Raw genomic sequence first — 26,624 nt, 5'->3', positions numbered from 1 at the left:
AAGCTTAAGGAACCCTCTTTTAGGGGGCTCCGTGGTGGCACCTAAAGCATCTTTTTATCCGATCTTGGCAATAATGGCCTCACCAAACTCCGAGCAAGACAACAATTTTGCATCATCCATCAATCGTTCGAAGTCGTACGTTACCGTTTTGTCACCAATTGCTCCCTCGACGCCCGCAATAATCAAATCAGCGGCCTCTTTCCAACCCATGTGCCGCAACATCATTTCCGCAGATAAAATTAGCGAGCCTGGATTGACTTTATCTTGGCCGGCATATTTCGGCGCCGTGCCATGGGTCGCTTCAAATAACGCGACCGCGTCGGAACTATTAGCACCGGGAGCAATACCAATCCCCCCGACTTGGGCGGCCAGTGCATCGGAGAGGTAATCACCATTGAGGTTTAAGGTTGCTATCACCTGATACTCACTGGGCCGCAACAATATTTGCTGGAGCATAGCGTCGGCAATGACATCTTTTATAACAATTTGCTTACCTGTTTTGGGATTGATGAACGCGTGCCACGGGCCGCCGTCGAGCGGCGTTGCGCCAAACTCTTCGCGCGCCAACTCGTAACCCCAATCGCAAAATGCACCCTCGGTAAATTTCATAATGTTGCCCTTGTGCACCAAAGTCACGGAGGGCAAGTCTTGATCTACCGCGTACTGGATCGCCTTGCGGACCAAACGCTTGGTGCCTTCAGCGGATACAGGTTTGATGCCAATGCCAACATTTTCGGGGAATCGTATTTTGGTAACCCCCATTTCCTTCTGCAAAAAATCTACAATTTTTTGCGCTTCGGTGGACCCTGCCTTCCATTCGATGCCGGCGTAGATGTCCTCAGAATTCTCTCGAAAAATGACCATATCTACCTTGCCAGGTTCTTTCACTGGGGAAGGAACACCTTTAAACCAGCGCACCGGCCGCTGGCAGACATAGAGATCCATTTCTTGCCGCAAGGCGACATTGAGTGACCTGAAACCGCCCCCAACCGGCGTCGTCAAAGGCCCTTTAATGCTCACGACATACTCGCGAATGGCATCCAATGTTTCTGCAGGGAACCAATCACCGGTGTACTTTTCTGCGGCCTTTTCACCACAATAGACCTCCATCCACGCTATCGAGCGCGCACCGCCATAGGCCTTCCTCACAGCGGCGTCTGTCACCTTGCGCATGACCGGCGTGATGTCTATCCCGATACCATCGCCTTCAATAAAGGGGATAATTGGTCGCTCTGGTACATTTAACGAAAAATCTGCATTTACAGTGATTTTTTCACCATCGGTCGGTACTTGGATGTGTTGGTATCCCATGTCTTACTCCCTTATTGACTGCGCCCTACCGGTACGAAGCGGCAAGTAATTGTTGGCGTGGTTTTGGGCGATGTATGCCGGCCCAACTGCTTTGCATGATAGCATGCCGTGTTGCGACTATTATTCGCAAAAATTTAATCTCCCTATCATTTAAATGAATAGCTAAAGCGCATGCGATTCCAATTCAGTAGGCGCTCGCTGGGCTCCAGAGGTACCGTGGCTAACTTAGTGTTGTTTAACAAACCTTTTAACGTCTTGTGCCAATTTACTGATGACGACGGTCGCGCCACGCTCGCCAATTTTTTGGACATCCCCGATGTTTATCCCGCTGGGCGATTAGACTATGACTCGGAAGGTTTAGTCTTGCTAACCGACGACGGCCAACTTCAACATAGGATTGCGGACCCAGCACACAAACTGCCTAAAACCTACTGGGTGCAGGTAGAAGGAGAAATCGAAGATAGCGCCCTCGACGCCCTGCGCCGCGGCGTGTTACTTAATGATGGGCCCTGTAAACCCGCAAAGGTGAAAGTGATTGAGGCCCCGCCACTTTGGCTAAGGAATCCCCCGGTCAGATCGCGAAAGAATATTGTAGACAGCTGGCTGGAATTAGAAATTCGAGAAGGCCGAAACCGCCAAGTTCGTCGAATGACTGCCGCTATTGGGCACCCTACTCTGCGCTTAGTGCGAGTGGCCATTGGCCCATGGCGGATTGACCAGCTCTTACCTGGCGAATTTCGTACCGAGCAAATTCACCTACCTCAGGTACGAACGACCAAACACCGCGTGCCCCAACAGGGGAAACGCCGGCCCAGGAGTGCCAAATGACTGCCGTTTGGTCCCCTAGAGTGACTGTGGCTACCCTTGTTGAGCGCAATTCATCGTTCCTATTCGTCCGAGAACATACCGAACAAGGTGTACGGATTAATCAACCTGCCGGTCATTGGGAGGCCAATGAGAGTCTGCTCGATGCCGCAAAGCGAGAAACCCTTGAGGAGACCGGTTGGGACGTCACCCTCACTGGCTTCGTCAGTGCGGCAACCTTCGCTGCACCAGATGGCAACGCTTATCTGCGCTTTACCTTTGTGGCGAGCCCAATGGGCAAACGCGCTAATGTAAGCTTAGACCCAGAAATTTTGGAGGTATTATGGCTTACCCGTGGCGAGCTAGAACTTCTAAAAGACCAGTGGCGCAGTCCACTCGTGGGGGAAGTGTTAGACCAATACCTGTCAATGGGTGCGCAACCGCTGGAGCTTGTTAGTCTTGGCAGGTAAAATCGCCGCCCCAGCAACAAAGGTGATCTCATGAATAGCCAAACGAAAGTCATTGTCGGCATGTCCGGTGGTGTTGACTCCTCCGTCTCGGCCCTACTGCTGCTCCAGCAGGGTTATCAGGTGGAAGGTCTATTCATGAAGAACTGGGATGAGGACGATGGCACCGAATACTGCACCGCAAAAGAAGATCTGGCCGACGCTCAAGCGGTCTGTGAACGCTTAGGTATCCCCTTGCATACCGCTAATTTCGCTGCAGAATATTGGGATAATGTGTTCGAGCATTTCCTGCAGGAGTATCAAGCAGGTCGCACCCCAAACCCAGACATACTCTGTAATCGTGAAATCAAATTTAAGGTATTTCTCGAGTATGCGGAGGCGCTGGGTGCCGATTTCATTGCCACGGGCCATTATGTTCGCCGCGCCGATGCTGAAAATCGAACTTACCTAAAAAAAGGCGTCGACGGAAATAAAGACCAAAGCTACTTTCTACACGCTGTTGGGGAATTGGAGTTTGCGAAAAGCCTGTTTCCAGTGGGTGAGCTAGAGAAGCCACAGGTGCGCCAGTTAGCCGAACAGCACAACCTCATCACCCATAATAAAAAAGATTCCACTGGTATTTGCTTTATCGGCGAGCGACGGTTTAAGGACTTTCTTGAACAATATCTGCCCGCCCAACCGGGTCCGATGAAAACCATGGAAGGCCGAGTGATCGGAGAGCATCACGGCCTGATGTACTACACCTTGGGGCAACGTCAGGGCCTTGGAATAGGCGGCGTCAAGGGCTGCCCTGAAGAGCCGTGGTTTGTTGTGGCTAAAGACCTTGAAAACAACACGCTCCACGTTGCCCAAGGCACCGATCACGACGCACTCTACACAGATGCCCTGTTGGCCAGCCAGATTCATTGGATCAATGAGGCACCTTCCCTGCCACTGCGCTGCAAGGCGAAAACCCGCTATCGGCAGCCTGACCAGGCCTGCGAAGTCACCCGTACGTCAGATGGCGCACTAAAGGTGATCTTTGACAAACCGCAACGGGCGGTGACACCCGGACAATATGTCGTATTCTACAGTGACGATACCTGCTTAGGCGGCGCCGTCATTGACACAAGTTTTAATCTATAAGCCATCAAATTGATGAATAAAATCGATGTACAAGCCCTCGCATTAGCGGGCATTTTTGAAGCGACTAGCCAGGTGGAACGGCTCGCGACCACAGGTTTGAAGCACAAAGACAGTTTCCAGACGCTCATTCTCAGCTTATTCGTGCAACAGCCCGAGCACCCAGAGGATGTTTATCAGGGATCGTTAGAGTCAGGCCTAGCTGCACTCATTCAGTTTCTCCAAAAGGGCAAAAAGAAAGGCAGCTTTGCGGATCGGTATGTGCACGGCCTTCTCTACCTGCAAAAGAAGCTATCCAAGCACCCGGCTATGCTCGATACCATTGGTTCTCGTATCACTCAAGCCCGTCACCAGCTAGAGCACTTTGGTGCAGACCACGAAAATCTGACGGCCAATCTAGCATCCATATATACCGATACCTTGAGTACCTTTAGTTTCCGCATTCAGGTTATGGGTGAAATGACCTATTTGCAGCAACCGCGAATCGCCAATCAAATTCGCTGCCTGCTCTTGGCAGGCATTCGGTCGGCCACCCTTTGGCGACAGATGGGGGGATCTCGTTGGCAGCTGTTGGTACATCGGGCTAAATTGCTTGAGTCCGCCGAGCGCCAGCTCTATGAATTGCGCAAAAAAACAGCAGAATAACGCCGTAATCAGCTGCCTTTAGCGCCCTTTTCGGGTACTATGCCCGCCCTGAATTTTCACCTAGTTTACCGGGAGCCAACCCATGGAATTGTCTGCGCTGACGGCTGTATCGCCTATTGACGGCCGCTACGGAAGCAAAACGTGTGATTACCGAGCCATATTCAGTGAGTTTGGCCTGATTAAATGTCGCGTAGAAGTCGAAATCCGCTGGCTCCAGCAACTTGCCCGCCATACGGGTATTCCTGAAGTTGCGCCATTCTCAAATGCGACCAATGCCCAGCTCGATGCCATTGTGAGCAACTTCTCCGTACAGGATGCTGAGCGCATCAAAGCCATTGAAGCCACCACCAATCACGACGTGAAGGCGGTTGAATACTTTATTAAAGAGCAATTTGGCGATAATGAAGAACTCGCTAAGATTAAAGAATTTGTACATTTTGCCTGTACGTCAGAAGACATTAATAATTTATCACACGGCTTAATGTTACAGCGCGGGCGCACAACGCTATTGTCTCAAATGCAGGATATTACCAAGGCAATCGCCAGTCTCGCCAAAGAGTTTGCCGCCGACCCCATGCTTTCGCGGACCCACGGTCAAACTGCGTCGCCAACGACAGTCGGCAAAGAAATGGCCAACGTTGTCGCTCGCTTGCGCCGCCAAGTGCAAACCATTGAATCAGTAGAGCTGCTGGGAAAAATAAATGGCGCCGTAGGTAATTACAACGCCCATTTATCGGCCTACCCTGAAATTGACTGGGAAGCGAACGCTAAATCTTTTGTGGAAAGCTTGGGCTTAAGCTTTAACCCCTACACCACGCAAATTGAGCCACATGATTACATTGCAGAGCTATTTGATGCTATTGCGCGATTCAATACTATTGTGATCGATTTCGATCGCGATGTTTGGGGTTATATTTCACTGGGTTACTTTAAACAAAAAACCGTTGCCGGCGAGGTGGGATCCTCCACCATGCCGCACAAAGTAAACCCCATTGATTTTGAAAACTCCGAGGGGAATCTGGGCATCGCGAACGCGGTTTTTAATCATTTATCCGCTAAACTTCCGGTCTCCCGTTGGCAGCGCGATCTTACGGATTCAACTGTGCTAAGAAATATGGGCGTAGGGTTTGGCTACTGCGCAATTGCCTTTGCCTCTACGCTCAAAGGCATTAGTAAGCTTGAAATCAACCGTGCACGTTTAGCTGAAGATTTAGATAATGCCTGGGAAGTTTTGGCTGAGCCAATTCAAACCATAATGCGACGCTACGATGTGCCAGAGCCATACGAAAAGTTAAAAGCTCTCACCAGAGGGCAAACTATAAACCAGCAAGTGCTAATGGATTTCGTTGAAACGCTTGAAATACCTGAAGCGGCCAAAGCGACCATTCGCGCTTTAACGCCTCACAATTATATTGGTAATGCTGAACAGCAAGCCAAGAATCTATAAACTATAACGGCAGCTGAGGCTGCCGTTATTCATTGTCATCGAGAAATATATGAACCCTCTGACACATCTTGGCGATGTAGCGTTAAACGCATTTTTTAAAGAATACTGGCAAAAGAAGCCCGTGGTATTACGGGGCGTTTTTCCCGATTGGGAGAATCCCATTGGGCCCGACGAACTGGCCGGACTCGCGATGGAAGAGGAAGTAGAGTCGCGAATAGTGTTGGAGCAAGACCAGGGCAAACCATGGCAACTGCGAGCGGGCCCCTTTACTGAAGATGATTTTAACCAACTGCCACCTTCCGGTTGGTCATTGCTGGTGCAGGCAGTAGATCATTGGGTGCCCGAGGCCACTGCCCTGCTCGACAAATTTCGCTTTATTCCCAACTGGCGAATCGACGACTTAATGGTAAGTTATGCGCCTGAAGGTGCAAGCGTCGGGCCCCATTTTGATTATTACGATGTATTTCTAGTGCAGGGTTTTGGCAGACGGCGCTGGCAACTCGGGCAAAAATGTGACGAGAATAGCGAGCGCGTTGAACAAAGCCCCCTCAATATTTTAAAGCAATTTGACACCCGCGAAGAGTTCGTTCTGGAACCTGGCGACGTGCTTTATGTACCCCCGCAATTTGCTCACTGGGGTATTGCTGAGGGGGAATGCATGACGTATTCAGTAGGATTTAGAGCGCCAGCGCATACTGAGATACTGGATGATTATGTGGCCGAAATCTGTAGTGAACTGCCGGCCCAGTTGCGCTATGTAGACCAAAATAGTGCGTCCGGCACCACACCCGGACACATTGATGATCACGTCATTACAACGTTACAAGCCATTATCAAAAGTCACGTAGACCAGCCCGAAAAGCTCATCAGGTGGTTCGGTAAATACATGACAGAACCCAAATACCTACCCGACCAAGGCGCGCCAGAAGTCCCAGACGAAGAGGCGCTGAGCCAGGCCGCAGCGGACCTTCAGGAGCATGAAGGTCCGCTATTCCAGGCCCCTGACGCACGTTTTGCCTATCGTGGAAACGTTTTATTTGCCAATGGCGTGGCCTATGATTGTGACTCAGCTGTAGCGCAGATGATCGCCAATCAGCGTAGCATTCATGGTTGGCAGGCCTTGGTAACCCAGCGAGGCGTAGCTGCACTGATTAGCCAGTTGGTGGCATTGGATTTACTTTGGTTTGAGGACCCAGTAGAAAGTGACAGTGAAAGCAATTAATTCGCTCGCCCTACGCTACGGCGCTTGGGCAGACTATTCAGAGACCATTTCGGTATTGCGAGAAGCGGTGTTTGTCAACGAACAGGGGATCGCCTCTGAAATTGTGTGGGACAAACGCGATGAGGCGTGTAGACACTACCTGCTTAGCGATAATGAAGGCAACGCGCTAGCGGTTGCTCGCGTAGACCTCGATGGCAAGTTAGGACGAATGGCAGTGGCGCCGAGCTATCGCAACCTTGGCTTGGGGCAGCTATTATTACGCTATCTTTTATCTGCGGAGCGCGCATTGGGCAGGCCTAGTCTCTACTTGCATGCCCAACAAACGGCAGTTGGCTTTTACAAAACGGCTAAGTTTGTGTGTTATGGTGAAATATTCTATGAGGCCCGTATTCCACATCAAGCTATGCGCCTTGAATTGTAACCCTGCGCCTATGTGATTGCGCACGGCTTACCACACAACGCTATACGGAGGGCAACCGAGTGAACCCCAACCCCGGTGTAAGCGAGCAAGAAAAAGAGCAATATGAGCTCAAAGGCGCCGCTCCTGCGGAGTCAACGCCCTCCTTAATCATGCTATCTGAAATTGATGCTTTTATTGCGTTTGGCGCCCAGCTGGCCCAAACGACTCGACACGAACTGCGCATTTACAGCAATCATTTAGATCCAGCCTTTTATGCCGCGCCAATTTTTCTAGATGCTTGTTCGAGCTGCGCACGCGCCTCGGCGCGAGTGAACATCCAAATTTTGATACGCCATGCTGCGTCACTGCAAGGTAATGACCATCCGTTAGTTCGATTACAGCAACGGCTTTCCGATAAAATTAAAATACGCGCCCTACCCCTCGATTTTGACCCCGAAAATATATTCAAACTCGAACGCGAATTTATGCTCGGTGATACTGACAAAGTCTTATTACAGCATGATCACCACATTTTTGACGGTTTTGTGAATTTAGATGACCGACCCACCGTAAAAAACTTGCAGCATCGATTTGCCAGCTTGTGGAACCACGGCGAACCCATTGCGTCAATTCAGCGACTAGGTATTTGAGATAATGAGATATGTTGTAGCAATACTGATGGGCTGTCTATTTTGCGGTCTCGGTTATTCAACGCAAGCAGCTGAAAATCGTCATAACATGATCATCTATACCCTGCCGGTAAAACATCGCACCCCTGAATCAATCATGTCATCCATTGCGCCGCTCTTGGTTGAACAAGGCACGCTGTCTGCTGCCGGCAATAAAATTATTATTAAAACCACGCGAGAAAACTTTCAGGAGCTTGCACTGCTCATCGAAGAACTGGATACGCCTGCCGCTCAATTGTTAGTGAGCGTGCGACAGGCCTCCATTGGCCAACAGAGCCAGTCGGGATTCAATAGTTACGGTACAATCACCCGAGAAAAAATTCTGCTTAACGGGCAGCCTGCACCTAAGACCAGCCATCAAGTCAGTGTCAAACGATCCACAGGCTGGGGCGAAAAATCCAGCAATTATCAACTGCGCGCCCAAGAGGGCGAACCCGTTTATTTACAGACTGGTCAACAAATTCCGATTCAGAGTCGCTATGGTGTCGTCGGGGGCACCACCACCGAATACCACCCAGTGACTAGCGGAATCAGTTTTGTTGCAAGATTAGTTGGAAACACCGTTATTCTGGATATAACACAACAGCAACAAGAACCGGTAGGCAACAATCGAATTGAGACTCAATCGCTACACACACAGGTTAGCGGCCGCTTAGGTGAGTGGATAGCACTGGGTGGCACTCAAGGACGCTTTTCGTCTACCGAGCAAGGCATTCTCCGCAGACAAACTGAAGACCGCAATGACACCCTCAATATTTCAGTAAAAATTGACCGCTATTAAATTCATGCCATAAAAAAACGCCCCTCAGGGCGTTTACTTAGTGGCTGGCTTTTAATTTTTTTCGATAACTGTGCAATAGCGGCTCGGTGTATCCATTGGGTTGCGACTTACCTTCGAATACCAGATCAAGTGCAGCCTGAAATGCGATATTATTTTCAGGATTGTCTGCCATGGGGCGATAGTTAGCGTCGTAATCATTCTGCTTATCCACGACAGTGGCCATGCGAGTGAACGTATCGCGTACTTGGCTCTCAGTGCACACACCGTGATGCAGCCAATTGGCAATATGCTGGCTGGAAATTCGCAACGTTGCGCGATCTTCCATTAAGCCTACATTGTTTATGTCGGGCACTTTTGAGCAGCCGATGCCTTGATCAATCCAGCGCACAACATAGCCGAGAATTCCCTGCACATTGTTGTCTAATTCATTTTGAACATCCTCTGGCGTTAATGCAGAGGGGTTGTCCATCACGGGCAACTTCAAAATGTCGTCGAGCTGTGCGGGCGCGCGTGTTAAAAGCGCCTTCTGTCGACTTGCAACGTTGATTCGATGATAGTGTACCGAATGGAGCGTCGCACCATTTGGCGATGGCACCCACGCCGTATTCGCGCCTGACTCTGGGTGCCCTGATTTTTGCTCGAGCATCGCCGCCATTTCGTCCGGCATAGCCCACATACCCTTTCCTATCTGGGCTTTACCGGCTAAACCACACGCCAAACCAACATCGACATTCGCGTTTTCATAGGCTTGAATCCAAGCCTGTTGCTTCATCTGTGCCTTTGGTACGAAAGGCCCTGCCAGCATGCTGGTGTGAATTTCGTCACCCGTACGATCTAAAAAGCCCGTATTAATAAATACCACGCGATCTCGCGCGGCATAGATGCACGCCTTAAGGTTCACGGTAGTGCGGCGCTCTTCATCCATTATGCCCACTTTGAGGGTGAGCTTTGGCAATCCAAGTGCGGTCTCAATTCGCTCAAACAGTTCGCATGTAAATGCCACTTCTTCTGGGCCATGCATTTTTGGCTTAACGATATAGACACTGCCCGTTCGTGAATTACGCAAAGCACCTGTGTTTAGCACATCGTGCTTTGCCGCTAGCGCGGTAACCATCCCGTCCAAAATCCCTTCGGGAATTTCGTTGCCATCAGCGTCTAGCACCGCGTCTGTAGTCATCAGATGCCCCACATTGCGGACAAACAGCAGGCTTCGCCCATGCAGCGTAAGCTCGCCACCTTTGGCTGACGTGTAGCTGCGGTCGGCAGCTAATTTTCGGACAACTTTTTGGCCACCTTTGTGAAAGACCTCTTCTAGATCGCCTTTCATTAAGCCCAGCCAATTTGCATAAACTTCTGTTTTATCCTCAGCGTCCACAGCCGCGACAGAATCCTCGCAATCCATAATCGTGGTGACCGCGGCCTCGACCAACAAATCATTCACGCCGGCGGGATCGGTGCTGCCGATTGCACTCTTCCGGTCTATTTGGATTTCAATATGAAGATTATTATTTTTTAGCAATATCGCAGAGGGTGTGGCCTCTTCGCCACGATAGCCAACAAATTTTTCTGGCTGCGCCAGTGCAACCTCTGTCCCTGCTTCTAATACCGCGCGCAGTTCACCAAAGACGACTTGGTACTGTACAACCTGATGATGACTACCAGCTGCCAGAGGCGCAGCTTGGTCTAAATGATCTCTCGCAAACGCAATTACTTTTGCACCCCGAATTGGGTTGTAACCCTGCCCCCGCTCGGCGCCGCCCTCCTCAGAAATGGCGTTGGTGCCATACAAAGCATCGTACAGGCTGCCCCAGCGGGCATTGGCCGCATTTAGGGCGAAGCGGGCATTCTTTACCGGCACAACCAATTGCGGGCCCGCTTGCAGTGCAATCTCCTCGTCTACATTATTGGTGGTGATGGCAAAATCTGCCGGTGGTGTTTGCAGATAGCCGATATCAAATAGGAATTGCTTGTAGCTCGACAAATCCCGAATCGGGCCAGGATTTTCGGTGTGCCACTGATCAATTTTTTGCTGTAATTCATCGCGTCTGGCCAGTAGCTCACGGTTGCGAGGCGCTAGATCCCTCAATATCTCGGATAAAGACTGCCAAAAGCTCTCTGGGGAAACACCGGTGCCGGGTGCTATCTTCTCGACAATTAATTGATGTAAAGACTCTGAAATTTTCAATCCATTCTGTTCTATATGCTTTGACATCTCGCCTCAATTCCCCAAAAACGCGTTAAAACTGCTCTATTGTCGCCAGGCCGCCTATAAAGGTTCGACTGTGCGCTTAAGTACTACAACCGCACAAATTCTAAAGTTGGCCAACCAATTTATCTAACTGATACTGTGCATACTCGCCATTCACAAGACTTATCTAATGATTTCTATGGGCCACATCAACGATCAGACGCCGCATCCACTGATGGGCGGCATTATTCTGTAGCAAGGGGCTCCAAGCCATTTTTAGCTCAAACTGCGGCACTTCAAAAGGCGGGTCCGCCACAACAACTTTCTTATTGTCCGCATGCAACTTCGCGGCTTTAGATGGAATGGTAACAATTAAATCCTTTTGCTCAGCCAATAACATGGCGGCCTGATAGTGCCGTGTAAATACGCTGATACGGCGTTTTTTACCTTGTTTTGCTAAGGCCTCATCCACCCAACCTAGGCGCTGCACATCGCGCGGATTGACGCCAACGCCAACGCCCATGCCTGTCTTGCTTACCCATACGTGCTGTGCCTGTAGGTAGGCCTCTAACGAAAACCGGTCTTTTATGGGGTTATCTGCACTGAACATACAAGAAAAACCGTCTTTCCAGAGCGTTGTTTGGTGGAATGACTGCGGCATGCTGTCGAATCGGTTGATCACCATATCCACCTTGCCCTGCTCAACATCCAAAAAACTTACATCTGAGGGCGTCATGATATCGAGGGTCACACCTGGCGCTTCCTGACGAAGCCGCGTCAAGACCTGCGGAAATAAAACGGCTTCAGCGTAGTCGCTCGCCATTATCCGGTAGACTCGATCAGACGCAGATGGATCAAAATCGCTTTGAGGCTGCACCGCTTTTTCGACGTTAGCGAGCACATCCCGAATGACGGGTTGCAGGCTCAGCGCGCGCTCCGTGGGCGTCATACCCTCGCTTGTGCGCACCAACAAAGGATCCTCAAATAGATCCCGCAAACGCCGTAAACCATTACTCATGGCGGGCTGGCTTAACCCCAGATGGTTAGCGGCCTTAGTGACATTGCGCTCACGCAACAAGACATCCAGATAAACCAGTAAATTCAGATCAACTCGGTTAATATTCACCTATCCTACCCCTGTGAGCTCGCTCGGAGCACGCCAACAATTTAGCGCTCCAGCCTCATTTTCCGCACACCATAATTCATATTGATGATAACCGCAATAACAAGTATAAATTAGGCAAATTATGGTGAGCATCCTAGACTTGATCTCAAGCGCAAGAAGCTAAACGGTGCGGTTGCTGCAATGCGGTTGCTGCAAGAGGTGACACCACCGAGATTATTAACCCACACACGGGAAGGATTAGACAATGTCTCAATACAATACAGATATCGACGCAGTTGCAGCCCTGCGCGCCGCGCAAGGCACCAAGTGGGAAGCCATCAACCCAGAATACGCCGCCCGCATGCGCGCTCAGAACCGGTTTAAAACAGGCCTGGATATCGCGCGTTACACCGCAACAATCATGCGTGAAGACATGGCTAATTACGATGCCGATACCGCGCAATACACCCAATCTTTGGGCTGCTGGCATGGATTTATTGGTCAGCAGAAGTTGATAGCTATCAAGAAACATCTTGGCACCACAAAGCGCCGCTATCTGTACCTTTCTGGCTGGATGGTTGCCGCTCTGCGCAGTGAGTTCGGCCCCCTGCCAGACCAATCCATGCACGAAAAGACTTCAGTAGCATCGCTAATTGAAGAGCTCTACACCTTCCTGCGCCAAGCGGATGCCCGTGAATTAGGCGGCTTGTTCCGCCAGCTGGACGATGCTCGCGCAAAAGATGATCAAAAACTGGCCGCAGAAATTCAAAGCAAAATTGACAACCACGAGACCCATGTGGTGCCAATCATTGCCGACATAGACGCGGGTTTCGGCAATGAAGAAGCCACCTATTTACTTGCCAAGAAGATGATTGAGGCCGGCGCTTGCTGCATTCAAATTGAAAACCAGGTATCCGATGAAAAACAGTGTGGACATCAAGACGGCAAGGTAACTGTCCCGCACGCCGACTTCCTCGCTAAAATCCGTGCGGTTCGCTACGCCTTTTTAGAGTTGGGTGTAGAAGACGGCGTAATTGTTGCTCGAACCGACTCCCTCGGTGCGGGCCTGACCAAGCAAATTGCTGTGACCAATGAGCCAGGCGACCTAGGCGATTTATACAACAGTTTCTTGGATGCTGAAGAAGTATCAACTGCCGACATGAAAAACGGTGACGTGGTCATCAACCGCAACGGCAAACTACTGCGTCCAAAGCGCCTAGCAAGCGGCTTGTTTCAATTCCGTCAGGGCAGCGGCGAAGATCGCGTAGTGCTCGACTGCATTACATCGCTGCAAAACGGTGCCGATTTACTGTGGATTGAAACCGAAAAGCCCCATGTTGGACAAATCGCAAAAATGGTTAATCGAATTCGCGAAACAGTGCCTGATGCGAAGTTGGTTTACAACAATTCACCGTCCTTCAACTGGACGCTAAGCTTCCGTCAACAAGTTTTCGATGCATGGGCCGATGAAGGTAAGGATCTAACCGCATACGACCGCAACAACCTGATGAGTGTTGACTACGACAACAGCGAGCTAGCCCAAGAAGCTGATCGTCGGATTCAAAACTTCCAAAAGGATGCGTCGCGTGAGGCGGGCATTTTCCACCACCTTATCACTCTGCCAACCTACCATACCGCCGCGCTGTCAACGGACAATTTGGCAAAAGGCTACTTTGGCCAAGAAGGTATGCTGGCATATGTTCAGGGCGTGCAGCGCCAGGAAATTCGTCAGGGTATTGCCTGTGTTAAACACCAGAACATGGCTGGTTCAGACATGGGTGACGATCATAAAGAATACTTCTCCGGCGATGCAGCACTGAAGGCGTCTGGAAAAGATAACACAATGAACCAATTCTAGTTCATTGCTTCAGACAAAGGGTTGCTACGGCAACCCTTTTTTATTTCCAGAGTCTATTAACACGACAGCTCAGCACTCAACCAGCGCACGACGAGAGATCACAACGCCATTGGCATCCGCGTAGACATAATCACCTGGCGATACGGTAACGCCACCGAATCGAACAGGAACATCAACATCGCCAAGATCACGTTTATTTGTCTTGATGGGACATGGCTGCAACGCCTTAACACCTAGCGGCAACCGGGCGATAACTTCAACATCTCGTATGCACCCAAAAATAATAAAGCCGGACCAACCATTCTGCACGGCCTGCTCAGCAATCATGTCACCCAATAACGCACGTCGCAACGAACCACCACCGTCGACCACCATAACCCGCCCCCGCCCCGGCTCCGCCGCCAAAGCCTTTACTTTGGAATTATCTTCAAAGCATTTAACGGTTGCAGCCACTCCAGAAAAGCGCTCGATCGCGCCGAAATCGTGTAAATAGATTTCTAAAATTGCTACGTCGTCTGGGTAGTCATCGCAAAGATCGGGTGTTGAAAAGTGTGGCTGGGTAACCATGGTGAACTCCTGCGTGTTTTATTGCAGTGTGCCACGGCTTAACACCAGCACACCACCGCGGCAGCATCCATGAAATCCATATTCATTATTTTATTAATCAAGGTGCTAACTAAAGGTCAACGCCAATCGTAGTGTCCTGAAATACGTGAGGCACTTTTTCAAGCTGCTTCAAGCAATGACCGAGTGGACCTTGCGCGACGCCTGAATTTAAATCGAATGCGATACCGTGAACAGGACATCGAATATGGCCGCCCATCACCTGCGCGCGATCCATACGAGCATCCATATGGGGGCAGCGATTGATCAACACAAAGGGACGCCCCTCATCCTGGACCAACAATAGTGGCATGCCGGCAACTTGAAATGGACGACAGTAACCATCGTGCAAATGGATTAATTTTTCTAGTGGGTGGTAAGCCATAGTCAGATCAATTGGACTCAGTAATTTCCTTAAATATTTGCAGCATGCCCGGTAAAACTTGATGCACACTTTTCTCATGGTGCAACCACTCCCTCGCACTTGTATAGTTGTGCGCGGTGTCTGCCAAAAGGTGAATTTCTACGGACGGTAAATTGCGCCAACGCGTCAAGCGCGCGGCAAATTGCTCCGGTGCAAATATATGTAGAACCTTGCGCGGCTGGCTAAGAAAGAGGGTTAGCGACTCTGAGGGCTTGCGCCGCCAGCGCGTCAGCAAGCCAAAGCGTCGGCGCCAAATTTTAAGCCAGGCACGACGTTCTGGCTCATCGCCACCAAACTCTTGAACCAGCTGCTTGCGTAGACCAGCATCTGCAATCCGCTGCCCTAGCGTCATAGAATCTTTGTCGCACGGTCCTCCCAGCGATACCAAGGCCAATATGAGATTGGCGGATAGCAATCCTGATTGATACGCGTAAAGCAAAGATAAGCTACTTACATCTACGCCGACAAAAATTGCCGGCCTCCCTGTCTGCTCCCGAATAAACATTGCAGCAGCCGGTAGGTCACACTCTGCAATATCCAATGGCCCCTGTTCTACGCCCTGATCACGTAATGGCGAACTGCCGTGCTCGCGCAATTCTGGCAGCCAAACATCATACCCTTCGTTGATTAAAGCCATTGCGAGGCCACGGCCGCCGGCTATCCATTGCTGGCGATTGCGATACAGGCCATGGACTAGCACCACTGGAGGCAAGGAGGCATTGTGTTTTCCTGGTGCACTTAAGTGGGTAACCGCAAATTCCACCGTGCGATCCACACTATTGCCCGGCTTGAGCAGGTAGACATCCTCGACGTAGTCACCTTTTAACTCAGCCTCTTTCAACATCGCGGGAAATAAGCCGCTACTGCTTTTTACGCCTAACCGCGCGCTCATGGAGCGCCCCCTTTCGATTCAACATGGCTTTAAATTGGCTTGGTCGGCACAAACACTTACAATTGCCGCCCGCTTACCGCTTGATTTGATTCTTTATGCACGCAACCCCAGAAATCCTTCCAGCACCTTACTTAGAAGACCCAAGTCTTTGGTTGTGCAGACTAAGGGGCATGCCCCACCTCACCTTTTTCGACAGTTGTCATTTCACAGGTAATGCGGGGCGCTATCATATCATTACCGCTGCTCCGCAACAGTGGCTCACATTGCAAGATAATCAATTAGTGTTGTGCGCTGGCAGCCCGCTGTCCCCTTCGAAAACTTGGCACAACCCTACTGACATCGATGTTTGGCAAGCATTGGCTGAAATGCAACCCAAAACCGTTGTAAGTGATTTGCCCTTCTGTGGCGGGCTCGCCGGCCTACTCGGATATGAATTTGGACGCCTAGCACAATTGCGCCGCCCTTCTCGCTCAGCATTTAATTTCCCTGACCTTGCGGTGGGATATTACCCATGGGCACTGATTCAGGATAACCACAGCGGAACGGCATGCATCAGCATTTTAGAAGATTGCCACTCTGAAACTCGCGCGGCCCTAATTAAGGCCATTTCTAGCGCGGACGACACTAGTTTTACGCACAATTCGCAAAAATACAGGACGCATGACCAAGAATCGCTTGCAGCGGACATCTCTCCGGCCGACTATCACAAGGCATTTCACAAAATTCAGGCTTATTTACAGGCTGGCGACTGCTACCAGATCAATTATACCCAGCGATTCAGCCACGCTTCACAAGTTTCTGACCCAATAAGTCTGTACCGACAACTTAGAGAAAAATTACCCGGCCCAATGGCGGGCCTCTTGGCGGTAGATGAAGAGCGAGCGCTGCTCAGCTTTTCTCCTGAACGACTGGTGAGCTGCCAGTCAAATAACGTACTCGCACAACCTATAAAAGGCACTGCACCCAGGTCTTCCGATGCGGCGCTTGACCGCGTTCTTGCAGACAAGCTGCGCAACAGCACTAAAGATCAGGCGGAAAACCTGATGATCGTCGATCTTCTCAGGAACGACCTAGGCAAGGTGTGTGAGCACGGCACTATCGCTGTGCCCGCCCTGTTTTCGCTCGAGCATTTCGAAAATGTTCACCACCTTGTCTCCAACATAACGGGCAAACTTGCAGTCAATCAAACCCCACTGGATTTGCTCGAAGCGTGCTTTCCCGGTGGCTCCGTTACTGGCGCGCCCAAAAAGCGAGCGATGGAAATCATTGACGAGCTGGAAGACTTTAGTCGTGAAGCCTACTGCGGCAGCCTATTCTATTTAAGCGCCAACGATAACTTGGATGCCAACATCACCATCAGAAGCCTCGTGGCTAGCCCTCAAGGTCTTGCCTGCTGGGGGGGCGGAGGCATTACCGTTGGCTCTGAAGCGAATGCCGAATATGAAGAATCGCTCACTAAAGTTACTAAGCTGATCAAAGGCACTTCACCAGCGAGCGCCAGAGGTCAGCCCCAATAGGCATGTTCCCCGTGGAACATATACCAAAACGGCTGTGTCCTAGTTGCTTTATATAACAATATACGGTTTATCGGGATGCTCCTCCGACTGAATTTTCACCAACATGTCGCACCGTTATCCGATATGTGGTTGTGAAGGCGAAAAAACACACAGCATATGGTGCCGACTGGGCATTTCATGGCCAATGTTTCACGCCAGCTTAAATACCCGAAAGCTATAAGCGTATAATCAAACATTGCTTATCACTTATAACACCCTTTGCTAAAATCGCCGCCAACTCGTGAACTAAACTACCTTAGAGTTCAATTTGCTCGCGCAACCACAAAGGCCCCACATGACGGACCCAATTCCTTTAGTTGATTTAAATGGGCAATTAGAATCTTCGACGCCAATGGAGATTCTTGAATACGCCATTGATCACTACGCCGATCTTGCGCTTTCTTTCAGTGGCGCTGAAGATATTGTTTTAATAGACATGGCGCGTCAGATTGATCCGCAAATTCAAGTGTTTTGTCTTGATACCGGTCGATTACACCCAGAGACCTATCAATATATTGAAACAGTACGGAAGCACTACAAGTTGAATTTAGAGATCCTGTTTCCGGACGGCAACGCCGTACAAAAGCTTGTGAGCAAAAAAGGGCTATTCAGCTTTTATGACGACAACCATCAAGAGTGTTGTGGCATACGAAAAATCATGCCACTACAAAGCAAATTGCAAACCCTTGACGCCTGGGTGACGGGCCAGCGAAAAGATCAAAGCCCGGGCACCCGAGCGCACATCCCTGTCATACAGGACGACAAAGTATTTGCTCGGACAGGAGCCAGTCTGACAAAGTTCAATCCATTGGCCAATTGGAGCTCTCGAGCGGTCTGGGATTATATTAGGGCGCACAAAGTGCCTTACAACCCGCTCCATGATCGCGGTTTTATTTCGATTGGCTGTGAACCCTGCACCCGTGCGGTAGGCCCCAATCAACATGAACGCGAGGGTCGCTGGTGGTGGGAAGAGGCAACCAAAAAAGAATGTGGTTTGCACGCAGAAAATGTGAAAAGCTAAAGCAAAATTCTAAGGAACCCTTTACGTGAAAATCACGTTGGTCAAAAAAATTCTCGCCGATGGCAGTCCCTGCAAAAAATGTTTGGATGTCCTTGATAAGCTTGAAGCAAATGGCCATATGGCCTACATCGATGAAATACTAACGGCAGATGAGCGAGACGCAAACTCTCCTGGCATGTTGTTAGCTGCACAACTAGAGGTGAATCGAGCGCCCTTCTTCGTCGTTGAAATAGACAATGAGGAGGCGCTGGTTTACACGGTATACCTAAAATTCGTGCGCGATATATTAGAGCAGAAAACCGACGCAGCCGATGAAGCCACGGAAATATTAAGCAACAATCCAGATTTGGATTTTTTGTAGAAACCACCTAATCGTCCGAACAAAAAAACGGGGCCTCGGCCCCGTTTTTTCAATAGTATATTGGTCGGCTTTCAAAAAACGGGCAACTCCATGCCATCAAAAAGATCGTCCAGTTCGGCTTTTGAGTGCCTCTGATAAGCCTGATCCACCACTTCGCGCGTGAGATGGGGTGCAAACTGCTCAATAAAATCGTACATAAAGCCTCGCAAAAACGTGCCTCGTCTAAAGCCAATTTTTGTTGTGCTCGCTGTAAACAAATGACTGGCATCTAGGGCCACTAGGTCCTTATCCAGCTCCTCGTCGTAAGCCATCTTAGCGATGATGCCAATCCCTAAACCTAGACGCACATAAGTTTTTATTACGTCAGCATCAGCGGCGGTAAACACCACCTTCGGAGCCAAGCCCTTTTCGATGAATGCCTCATCCAGCTTGGAACGTCCGGTAAACCCAAACACGTAAGTCACAATGGGGTGTTTGGCAACGGCCTCCAAGGTAAGGCTGGAAGCCTGACACAATGGATGGTTACGGGGCACAACAACACATCGATTCCAGCGATAACAAGGCATCATTACAAGGTCTGAAAATAACTCTAATGCTTCTGTCGCTATGGCAAAATCCACTGTGCCATCGGCTGCCATTTCTGATATTTGCATGGGCGTACCCTGATGCATATGCAGAGAAACTTCGGGGTAAGCTTTGATGAAAGATTCAATTACTTTTGGTAGCGCATAGCGGGCTTGTGTATGAGTGGTGGCGAGCGAAAGACTGCCCTTCTTTTCGTTACTGAACTCCTGAGCGACTTGCTTGATGCTTTCCACTTTGCGCAAGATCTCGCCAGCAGTTTTAAGAATTGCCTCGCCCGCAGGTGTAATGCGCGTCAGGTGCTTACCGCTGCGCGAGAACACTTCTACACCTAACTCATCTTCAAGCAGTCGAATTTGCTTACTAATGCCTGGTTGAGATGTGTATAGACTCTGCGCGGTGGCCGATACATTGAGATCGTGGTGTGCCACCTCCCAGATATAGCGCAGTTGTTGCAATTTCATACTAGCCCTCCAGATGGCCGCTGAACCGTTTTGGCTGTTATAAGAATCAGCAGAAGTATTCTAATGGAGAATAGATAGGTTTTTTCGGCTTTGCCAGTCTTTCCCTATCTTTTGTTATAAGGTCAAACTCAGCTGGTCACCACAGGCCAAGTTGCTCGCCAAAGCTAGCATCATCATCTTCGCCAGAACGCATTGCCAGCGGGACTGTAAAGACAGGCACCGTGGCTCGCTGCAGTATTTTAGATGCCACAGAACCCAGCAGTGGGACCCTGTCACCACGGGCACTTTGCCCGCCTATCACGATCAAATCCGCTTGCGATAAGCGCGCATGGCTTAGCACAACTTCTGCAGCTGGCCCCTGATCAACAACGACATCACAAATTGTCCCCAAGTCTTCAAGGCCCGACATATATTCGTCGGCAAGGCGATCCACCACCTGCGCCTTGATATTCGCCAAAATCTTGTCAATCGCTTGATAGGCCTGCTGATCTGCTGAGCCAGAATAGGTGCTAAAGATGGCCTTAGCGAAGCTCCCAAGGGGCTCCACCGCGTGTACCACTTCGACTTTTGCCCCGCATTGACGAGCCAAGTAAACCGCATGGTATATGAGGTAAGACGTATGTGGGCCCAAATCTGTTCCACACACAATCCTTTCTATCATAGCGCCACCGAACCGCAGGTGATTGACATGCTCTTAGCATAGCAGCCGGTAAGCGGTGTGCTACTCGTTTGCTACGCCGTGGGGCACGTGACCGGTGGAGACATGCTCGCTGGCTGCATCACAGTGGATATGCTGGTCATCAAAGAATACATCGGCACCATATGCCTTTAAGAAGCTGGCCTTCGTCATGCCGCCCAAAAAGAGGGATTCGTCTATCCTTATGCCCCAGGCCCTAAGTGTCCTGATCACGCGCTCGTGGGACGGTGCACTGCGGGCGGTAACCAAAGCGGTGCGAATAGGTGCGTTTTCTAACCCAAATTCGGACTGGATGGAGTGGAGCGCAGCAAGGAACGCTTTAAATGGGCCGCCTGTGAGTGGCAGCTTAGCTGCTTCGCGCTCATTTTGAGCAAATGCCTCGAGCCCTTTCGTTTTATATATTCGCTCCGACTCATCAGAAAACAACACTGCATCGCCATCAAATGCAAAGCGCAATTGGTTGCTTGCTGCCTTGGGCTGCTTAGCGGCCAATAACGTGGCAGCGGCTACCCCTTCATTCAGCGCAGAACGTACATCCTGGGGATCTGTGGATAAGAACAAATGACAACCGAAGGCGGTGACATACCGGTATGGGTCCTCGCCACCGCAAAATGCGGCCCGAATAATGGGAAGGTTGTAGTGCTGTATCGAATTGAATATACGCAGACCTGTGTCTGCGCTGTTACGGCTTAACAAAATCACTTCTACCGCATGATCTTTGAGGCTGTCATTCAGGCGCAAGAGCTTTTCGACCAATGGAAACGCTTCGCCCTTTGGTAAAATTTCTTCCTCGTGCTCAATCTGATACTGTGCGTACGCCTCCAATCCCTGCTCGATGAACACGCGATGACTGTCGTCAAGGTTAAATAGCGCACGGCTCGAGATCGCAATCACTAATTTTTTTTGATCGGGTATATATTTCTGGTTGGCCGGCAGCGCAGCACCAGTGGTAAGTATGGACGTGTCCTTACTCATTTAACGACCTCCGCGGCATGACTTGCTGGCTCTAAGATGAGAGACCCTTGAGTAGCGCCTTTTGCTAGTAATTCATGGGCCTTCTTGGCGTCGGCCAACGCAAAGCGGCCGCCAATATTTGCCGCCAACCAACCATTTTCTAGCGCTTCACAGAGCTTTTCCCACAGTGTGTAAAGCTCTCCTTGGGTTGCGGTGTAATCCGCCAAGGTGGGCCGTGTTATATACAGAGAGCCGTGTTGCGCCAAGAGCAGCGGCGCAAAGGCCGGTACCGGCCCCGATGCATTGCCAAAACTGATCAGGTGTCCCCGCCTATTCAATACCTCGAGCGATTTATAAAAAGTATCCTTCCCTACCCCATCGAATACCACGTCTACACCGCCGGTTAGCGCTTTAACGTCATCGACAAAGGCGTCCGACCGGTATTCCAACACTGCATCGCACCCGCATGCTATCGCGGCAGCCCGTTTTGAATTAGCCCCTACGGTGCCCACCACCTTGAGTCCAAGTGCTTTTGCCCAACGACATAAAATCTGGCCCACCCCGCCCGCAGCAGCATGTATCAACACCCAACTACTCGGCTTTGGTTGCACCGCCTCATGCAATAAGTAGGCTGCTGTGAGCCCCTTTAACAAGGTGGCGGCAACGGTCTCAAATGCCAATCCCGCCGGTATGGGGAGCAACCTCTCTGCCGCGACACAATGAAAGTCACTGTACGCACCGAGGGGACCACTGCAGTAGGCAACTCGGTCACCTTTCTGCCAACCGGATACCCCGTCACCGACGGCATCTATCCAGCCCGCTGCCTCCAGGCCAATACCCGACGGTAGTGCCACGGGATAAAGGCCGCTGCGATGGTAGGTATCAATAAAATTGACGCCTATAGCTGCATTGCACACTCGCACCTGTCCAGCCGCAGGTTGCGGCAGCGGTGCCTGAACCAGATGCAGCACATCGGCAGAACCGGTTTGATTAAACTGAATGCTACGGTTTTCCATCAGTTTCTCGCTAAATTGGCTAGGCTATTGTTTCAGGGGTTGGACTGGAGAGCACCATGGATTCTCAAAAATATCATTGGCTAGACAGTTTAAATGATCTTGCGACGCTCTTCGGGCAACGCTGGGTGGCGCTGCCACTTATTGGATTACTTACCTACAAGGTCATCAGTATTGCGCCTGACAGCGCTTGGTATTTACCCCCTTTACTCTTGCTAACATTGCTCACGGCCGTTCGCCTTACTGCGGCTTTAGCCCTCCAAAATCGCCGTTTGTTGCTGGCGCTTTACGCGCAGCAGGCACAAAAAAGTAAAGTGCACCGAGACGACCGCTAAGGACCCTCGATGTCTTCCGGACCTGCAGCAACAATATCATCTGTTCTATGGGGCTCTAGCAAGGCTAAAACCAGCCTCTTCAGGTCGGCTAAGGTTCTGTCTGAGCGCCGACCAACCTGATTAACCACCACTAAAGACAACGCATGGGTCATCTCGAGATAGGCCCTGCCCAGCCGGTTCAATTCGTTGTCACTGGAGGTAAACCCAAGTCGACGAAAGATCGCCATCATACGGTCAATTATCATCGCGTCATGGCGTTCATCTAAGTCGCGTAATTCGGGCACTGCCCACATCGCTTGCGCTAGCGGAAGAATCGCGCGCTCGTCGCGATACACGGTAACCATTTGATCAACAGCGCGATCGATAACATTGGCAAGAGGTAATGACTCAATGGGCATCTGCTCGATGTTCGTCAACGCCTGAGACATAGTCTCTAACCAGCGATCACCCAGCGCGTACAAAATGGACTGTTTATTGGGGAAATAATGGTAGAGCGAACCTACCGATATGGATAATTCTTTGGCAATGAGAATCGTGGTCAGCTCATCGAAACCCACCTCCCCTAGCAATCGCGCCGTCACATCAAGAATTTGACGCGTTCGCACTTTAGCGCGCTCCTGAACGGGTTGGCGCCTGGGAACAATGGAGTTAGTTCGTTTTTCCGTACGGCTGGTCAAGGTTTGAGGAGCTCCTTACTAGAACATTAAGCCTACCGAGTACTTAGGCGGGTCATCCAAGCCCGTTGCGCTTGCATCGCCCTTATACAATTAGCCTATAAAAAGCCGATAGTTATGCTTAAATTATATCCCATCACCGCCACAGCCGCGCAATTTGTTACAGCTTATCTAGCAAGCTGTAATACAGCATTCCCGCTACCAATCCAGGCCACCGTAAAAGTGTGCCGCCAGGAAACATCGGCTGCGGCAGTGAAGCCAGCACATCGAACCGCTCGGCTGTGCCACTGATTACCTCAGCAAGCAACTTGCCACCCATGGTGGCCGTTGGGACACCGTGTCCAGAATAGCCCTGACCGTAAAAGACATTCGGCTCTAGGCGCCCAAAACTCGGCATGCGATTCAATGTGATCGCTAAAGTACCGCCCCACCCATAATCGATACGCGTGCCAGCCAATTGAGGATAAATTCGCAACAGGTATTTACGCACAAACTGCTTAATATCTGCCGGAAAACGGCTGGAATAGTTTTCCCCGCCCCCGAATATGAGGCGATTATCACCGGAGAGCTTCCAATAATTGATCACAAACAACGAATCCTGCACGGCCACGTCATCGCGTATTAAACTGCGAGCCGTCGAATCATCCAGTGGCTCGGTTGCCAGCACGAAATTGTTGATAGGCATGATTTTTCGGGCCAAGCGAGGCTCTAACTTATTCAAATAACCATTGGTGGCAAACACGACATATGTTGCCGATACCTGCCCTGAAGGTGTATGAACGACCGCTGGCTCGCCCTTACTGTAATGTGTCACGGGAGAATCTTGGTAAAAGCGAACGCCAGCAGCTTGTGCGGCCTTTGCCAAGCCCAGCAGATAGTTGAGCGGGTGCAAATGGCGCGAGCCTTTATCCAGATAACCGGCATGGTAGTTACTGTTGCCCACCATTTGGTCAACTTGGGCCTTTCCAACAAATTCCGCTTGATCGTACCCATAATCGGTTTGCAGCGATCTAACACCGGCCTCAAAATCTTTAACTTCCGAGGCTTTATTGGCTAAATGCAGAATCCCCTGCTTAAGGTCGCACTGAATTTGATGCTTGTTAATGCGATCCTCAACGGTCGCCACTGCTTCAAGCCCAAAATCCCACAAGATTTTAGCGGTTTCCTTACCTAGGGTTGCCTCAAGGTCAGCCTGTTCTTTTCTTTGGCCTGTGCCTACGTGCCCGCCATTTCGACCAGAAGCCCCCCAACCCACTTTATTTGCCTCAAGTACTATGACCTTGTATCCCTTTTCCGCTAAATGCAGCGCCGCTGAAACACCGGTATACCCCGCGCCGATAACACACACATCTGCGACTTTCGCGCCCTGCAATGCACCTTCATCAAATGTGCAATTGGCGGTTGCAGCATAATAAGAATCTGTGTGCGCTTGCCGCGTTTCGTGCCAAATACGATTCATACCGACTCCAGACTGACCCAAATGGGGATCTTGTGTTTAATGCAACCTACGAATAGACTGAATAATAATTCGGTTTTATAGTAGATATCAGGCGGATGCTGCGCAAGCCCCATTTGGGTTAAAGCTCGATAAACAGCTACCCCATTGTGGCCAGTCTGGCCTTGATCTACTGTTAGCCCCATAAACCCACAGCTCCTAAAGGTGCACCATGGTTGATTCCATCGACGCTTGGCTAAAACAAAACGGCATTACTGAGGTTGAGTGCTTAGTCCCCGACATGACTGGCAATGCCCGCGGTAAATTTATTCCCGCTCATAAGTTCATTAAAGAAGATAGCCGACTACCCGAGAGCATCTTGGTTCAGACGGTCACGGGTGAATACGTAGACAACCACTGGGATCTGGTTCAGCCACTCGACTCTGACATGCTGTTGGAACCCGACCCCAATGCTGTGCGCATTGTGCCTTGGGCAGAAGAGCCCACAGCCCAAATCATCCACGATTGTTACACTCGCTCCGGCGAGCCCCACCCAATGGCGACCCGCAATGTTCTGAAAAAAGTCTTGGCGCTTTACGAAAAGGAAGGTTGGACTCCGGTAGTAGCACCGGAGGTGGAATTCTATTTGGTGAGTCAAAACACAGACCCAGATTATGAATTGACCTCACCACCAGGACGCTCTGGCCGCAGAGAAATGGTGCGCCAGTCTTACAGCATTGATGGATGCAATGAATACGAGCCTATTGTCAACGACATGTATCGCTATTGCGAAGCTCAAGGCCTCGATGTAGACACCTTGATCCACGAATCGGGCGCTGCGCAATTGGAAATAAACTTTCTCCATGGCAATGCGCTGGATTTGGCGGACCAAGTATTTACCTTCAAACGCACGATGCGCGAAACAGCCTTTAGACACGGGATTTACGCCACCTTTATGGCAAAACCGATGACCAATGAACCCGGTAGCGCCATGCACATTCACCAAAGTGTCATCGATAAAAGCGGCAAGAACATTTTTGTCGACGAAACTGGCGGCGAAAGCCAACTATTTAAGTATTACATTGGCGGGCTACAACGATACATCCCCAACACCATTTCATTCTTCGCGCCCAACGTAAATTCTTACCGGCGCTTTGCTAAAGACATCGCGGCACCGGTAAATCTGGAATGGGGCTACGACAATCGTACCGCGGGTATTCGCGTCCCAGACAGTTCACCCGCCGGCAAACGCGTAGAAAACCGCTTTCCAGGCGTTGATGTGAATCCCTACCTAGCGTTCGCAGCGTCGCTCGCTTGTGGATATTTAGGAATGAAAAAGCATCTCTCTCCCACCCCGCATTGCGAAGGGCACGCCAGTGAGGACGGGGAAATTGAATTGCCGCGTAACCTATTGCATGCACTAAGTCTGTTGACAAGTTGTCCAGATCTAGAGGAAGTGTTTGGTGCCGACTTTATTAAGGCCTATGCGGCGGTGAAGATGGAAGAATTTGAGGCATTTAACCGAGTTATTACCTCTTGGGAACGTGAGTATCTTTTACTAAACGTTTAAAGGT

General features: G+C 50.4%; 27 protein-coding genes. 15 read left to right on the top strand and 12 right to left on the bottom strand.

What is annotated here, in order from left to right:
• Window positions 1-54: 54 nt before the first annotated feature.
• Window positions 55-1,311: an NADP-dependent isocitrate dehydrogenase gene (icd, locus tag FHS30_RS07270; RefSeq protein WP_183909798.1), complete on the bottom strand. Its 1,257-nt coding sequence runs from the start codon at window positions 1,309-1,311 to the stop codon at window positions 55-57.
• A 216-nt stretch (window positions 1,312-1,527) separates the two neighbouring features.
• Here icd and FHS30_RS07265 point away from each other — a divergent pair, with 216 nt between their 5' ends.
• The 9 genes from FHS30_RS07265 (at window position 1,528) to FHS30_RS07225 (ending at window position 8,888) form a co-directional block, all read left to right on the top strand.
• Entirely contained in the window at window positions 1,528-2,139 is a 612-nt protein-coding gene (locus tag FHS30_RS07265) for a pseudouridine synthase (protein ID WP_343048938.1), read from the top strand.
• Window positions 2,136-2,585 carry an NUDIX domain-containing protein gene (locus FHS30_RS07260; RefSeq protein ID WP_183909796.1) on the top strand — a complete coding sequence of 150 codons (450 nt, stop codon included), beginning with the start codon at window positions 2,136-2,138 and terminating at the stop codon, window positions 2,583-2,585. The genes FHS30_RS07265 and FHS30_RS07260 overlap by 4 nt, the downstream gene beginning before the upstream one ends.
• Before the next feature lie 30 nt (window positions 2,586-2,615).
• Window positions 2,616-3,707 carry a tRNA 2-thiouridine(34) synthase MnmA gene (gene mnmA / locus FHS30_RS07255; protein WP_183909795.1) on the top strand — a complete coding sequence of 364 codons (1,092 nt, stop codon included), beginning with the start codon at window positions 2,616-2,618 and terminating at the stop codon, window positions 3,705-3,707.
• 12 nt (window positions 3,708-3,719) lie between these two features.
• Window positions 3,720-4,349, top strand: coding sequence for a high frequency lysogenization protein HflD (hflD, locus tag FHS30_RS07250; protein WP_183909794.1), 630 nt, complete (start codon window positions 3,720-3,722; stop codon window positions 4,347-4,349).
• A gap of 82 nt (window positions 4,350-4,431) precedes the next feature.
• Window positions 4,432-5,796, top strand: a complete 1,365-nt coding sequence (purB, locus tag FHS30_RS07245; RefSeq protein WP_183909793.1) for an adenylosuccinate lyase — start codon at window positions 4,432-4,434, stop codon at window positions 5,794-5,796.
• 49 nt (window positions 5,797-5,845) lie between these two features.
• Window positions 5,846-7,018: a cupin domain-containing protein gene (locus tag FHS30_RS07240; protein WP_183909792.1), complete on the top strand. Its 1,173-nt coding sequence runs from the start codon at window positions 5,846-5,848 to the stop codon at window positions 7,016-7,018.
• Window positions 7,005-7,439: a GNAT family N-acetyltransferase gene (locus FHS30_RS07235; RefSeq protein WP_183909791.1), complete on the top strand. Its 435-nt coding sequence runs from the start codon at window positions 7,005-7,007 to the stop codon at window positions 7,437-7,439. Before FHS30_RS07240 ends, FHS30_RS07235 begins: the two co-directional genes overlap by 14 nt.
• A 59-nt stretch (window positions 7,440-7,498) precedes the next feature.
• Entirely contained in the window at window positions 7,499-8,068 is a 570-nt protein-coding gene (locus FHS30_RS07230) for a DUF7931 domain-containing protein (RefSeq protein ID WP_183909790.1), read from the top strand.
• 88 nt (window positions 8,069-8,156) lie between these two features.
• Complete coding sequence (locus FHS30_RS07225) at window positions 8,157-8,888, top strand: hypothetical protein (protein WP_183909789.1); 732 nt, start codon at window positions 8,157-8,159, stop codon at window positions 8,886-8,888.
• 37 nt (window positions 8,889-8,925) lie between these two features.
• On the opposite strand, the gene FHS30_RS07220 is transcribed toward FHS30_RS07225, so the two are convergent.
• Window positions 8,926-11,100, bottom strand: coding sequence for a malate synthase G (locus FHS30_RS07220; protein ID WP_183909788.1), 2,175 nt, complete (start codon window positions 11,098-11,100; stop codon window positions 8,926-8,928).
• 163 nt (window positions 11,101-11,263) lie between these two features.
• Window positions 11,264-12,202, bottom strand: coding sequence for a LysR substrate-binding domain-containing protein (locus FHS30_RS07215; RefSeq protein WP_183909787.1), 939 nt, complete (start codon window positions 12,200-12,202; stop codon window positions 11,264-11,266).
• 244 nt (window positions 12,203-12,446) lie between these two features.
• Here FHS30_RS07215 and FHS30_RS07210 point away from each other — a divergent pair, with 244 nt between their 5' ends.
• Window positions 12,447-14,039: an isocitrate lyase gene (locus tag FHS30_RS07210; RefSeq protein ID WP_183909786.1), complete on the top strand. Its 1,593-nt coding sequence runs from the start codon at window positions 12,447-12,449 to the stop codon at window positions 14,037-14,039.
• 69 nt (window positions 14,040-14,108) lie between these two features.
• Here FHS30_RS07210 and rraA read toward each other — a convergent pair whose 3' ends face one another.
• The 3 genes from rraA to FHS30_RS07195 form a co-directional block, all read right to left on the bottom strand.
• The gene (rraA, locus tag FHS30_RS07205) at window positions 14,109-14,606 is read right to left on the bottom strand and encodes a ribonuclease E activity regulator RraA (RefSeq protein ID WP_183909785.1); all 498 of its coding nucleotides are present in this window, start codon (window positions 14,604-14,606) and stop codon (window positions 14,109-14,111) included.
• Window positions 14,607-14,715: 109 nt separating this feature from the next.
• The gene (locus tag FHS30_RS07200) at window positions 14,716-15,027 is read right to left on the bottom strand and encodes a Rieske (2Fe-2S) protein (RefSeq protein WP_183909784.1); all 312 of its coding nucleotides are present in this window, start codon (window positions 15,025-15,027) and stop codon (window positions 14,716-14,718) included.
• Window positions 15,028-15,034: 7 nt separating this feature from the next.
• Window positions 15,035-15,958: an alpha/beta hydrolase gene (locus FHS30_RS07195; RefSeq protein WP_183909783.1), complete on the bottom strand. Its 924-nt coding sequence runs from the start codon at window positions 15,956-15,958 to the stop codon at window positions 15,035-15,037.
• A 95-nt stretch (window positions 15,959-16,053) separates the two neighbouring features.
• On the opposite strand from FHS30_RS07195, the gene FHS30_RS07190 reads away from it, so the two are divergent.
• From FHS30_RS07190 to FHS30_RS07180, 3 genes are all read left to right on the top strand, one after another.
• Complete coding sequence (locus FHS30_RS07190; protein ID WP_281368216.1) at window positions 16,054-17,475, top strand: anthranilate synthase component I family protein; 1,422 nt, start codon at window positions 16,054-16,056, stop codon at window positions 17,473-17,475.
• Window positions 17,476-17,809: 334 nt separating this feature from the next.
• Window positions 17,810-18,535, top strand: a complete 726-nt coding sequence (locus FHS30_RS07185) for a phosphoadenylyl-sulfate reductase (protein ID WP_183909781.1) — start codon at window positions 17,810-17,812, stop codon at window positions 18,533-18,535.
• Between the two features lie 25 nt (window positions 18,536-18,560).
• Window positions 18,561-18,896 carry a hypothetical protein gene (locus FHS30_RS07180; RefSeq protein WP_183909780.1) on the top strand — a complete coding sequence of 112 codons (336 nt, stop codon included), beginning with the start codon at window positions 18,561-18,563 and terminating at the stop codon, window positions 18,894-18,896.
• Between the two features lie 71 nt (window positions 18,897-18,967).
• On the opposite strand, the gene cysB is transcribed toward FHS30_RS07180, so the two are convergent.
• The 4 genes from cysB to FHS30_RS07160 form a co-directional block, all read right to left on the bottom strand.
• A complete protein-coding gene (gene cysB, locus FHS30_RS07175; RefSeq protein ID WP_183909779.1) occupies window positions 18,968-19,942 on the bottom strand; it encodes an HTH-type transcriptional regulator CysB in 975 nt (324 codons plus the stop codon).
• Window positions 19,943-20,078: 136 nt separating this feature from the next.
• A complete protein-coding gene (locus FHS30_RS07170; protein ID WP_183909778.1) occupies window positions 20,079-20,603 on the bottom strand; it encodes a universal stress protein in 525 nt (174 codons plus the stop codon).
• A gap of 60 nt (window positions 20,604-20,663) precedes the next feature.
• Entirely contained in the window at window positions 20,664-21,614 is a 951-nt protein-coding gene (locus tag FHS30_RS07165; RefSeq protein WP_183909777.1) for a 5'-nucleotidase, read from the bottom strand.
• Window positions 21,611-22,609 carry a quinone oxidoreductase family protein gene (locus FHS30_RS07160; protein ID WP_183909776.1) on the bottom strand — a complete coding sequence of 333 codons (999 nt, stop codon included), beginning with the start codon at window positions 22,607-22,609 and terminating at the stop codon, window positions 21,611-21,613. The genes FHS30_RS07165 and FHS30_RS07160 overlap by 4 nt, the downstream gene beginning before the upstream one ends.
• A 56-nt stretch (window positions 22,610-22,665) precedes the next feature.
• Here FHS30_RS07160 and FHS30_RS07155 point away from each other — a divergent pair, with 56 nt between their 5' ends.
• Window positions 22,666-22,941 (top strand): hypothetical protein, encoded by a 276-nt coding sequence (locus tag FHS30_RS07155; protein ID WP_183909775.1) that lies wholly within the window; start codon window positions 22,666-22,668, stop codon window positions 22,939-22,941.
• On the opposite strand, the gene FHS30_RS07150 is transcribed toward FHS30_RS07155, so the two are convergent.
• Window positions 22,938-23,618: a TetR/AcrR family transcriptional regulator gene (locus FHS30_RS07150; protein WP_183909774.1), complete on the bottom strand. Its 681-nt coding sequence runs from the start codon at window positions 23,616-23,618 to the stop codon at window positions 22,938-22,940. The two genes, FHS30_RS07155 and FHS30_RS07150, sit on opposite strands and share 4 nt — an antisense overlap.
• A 157-nt stretch (window positions 23,619-23,775) precedes the next feature.
• Window positions 23,776-25,074, bottom strand: a complete 1,299-nt coding sequence (locus FHS30_RS07145; protein ID WP_183909773.1) for an NAD(P)/FAD-dependent oxidoreductase — start codon at window positions 25,072-25,074, stop codon at window positions 23,776-23,778.
• Window positions 25,075-25,282: 208 nt separating this feature from the next.
• Between FHS30_RS07145 and FHS30_RS07140 the strand changes: the two genes are divergently transcribed.
• Window positions 25,283-26,620 carry a glutamine synthetase family protein gene (locus tag FHS30_RS07140; protein WP_183909772.1) on the top strand — a complete coding sequence of 446 codons (1,338 nt, stop codon included), beginning with the start codon at window positions 25,283-25,285 and terminating at the stop codon, window positions 26,618-26,620.
• The last annotated feature ends 4 nt before the right edge of the window (window positions 26,621-26,624 follow it).

It is taken from the genome of Simiduia aestuariiviva (genome assembly GCF_014192475.1).
Classification (GTDB): Bacteria; Pseudomonadota; Gammaproteobacteria; order Pseudomonadales; family Cellvibrionaceae; genus Simiduia; species Simiduia aestuariiviva.
The sequence above is the reverse complement of the archived record's forward strand: the minus strand, read 5'-3'. Positions and strand labels throughout refer to the sequence as shown.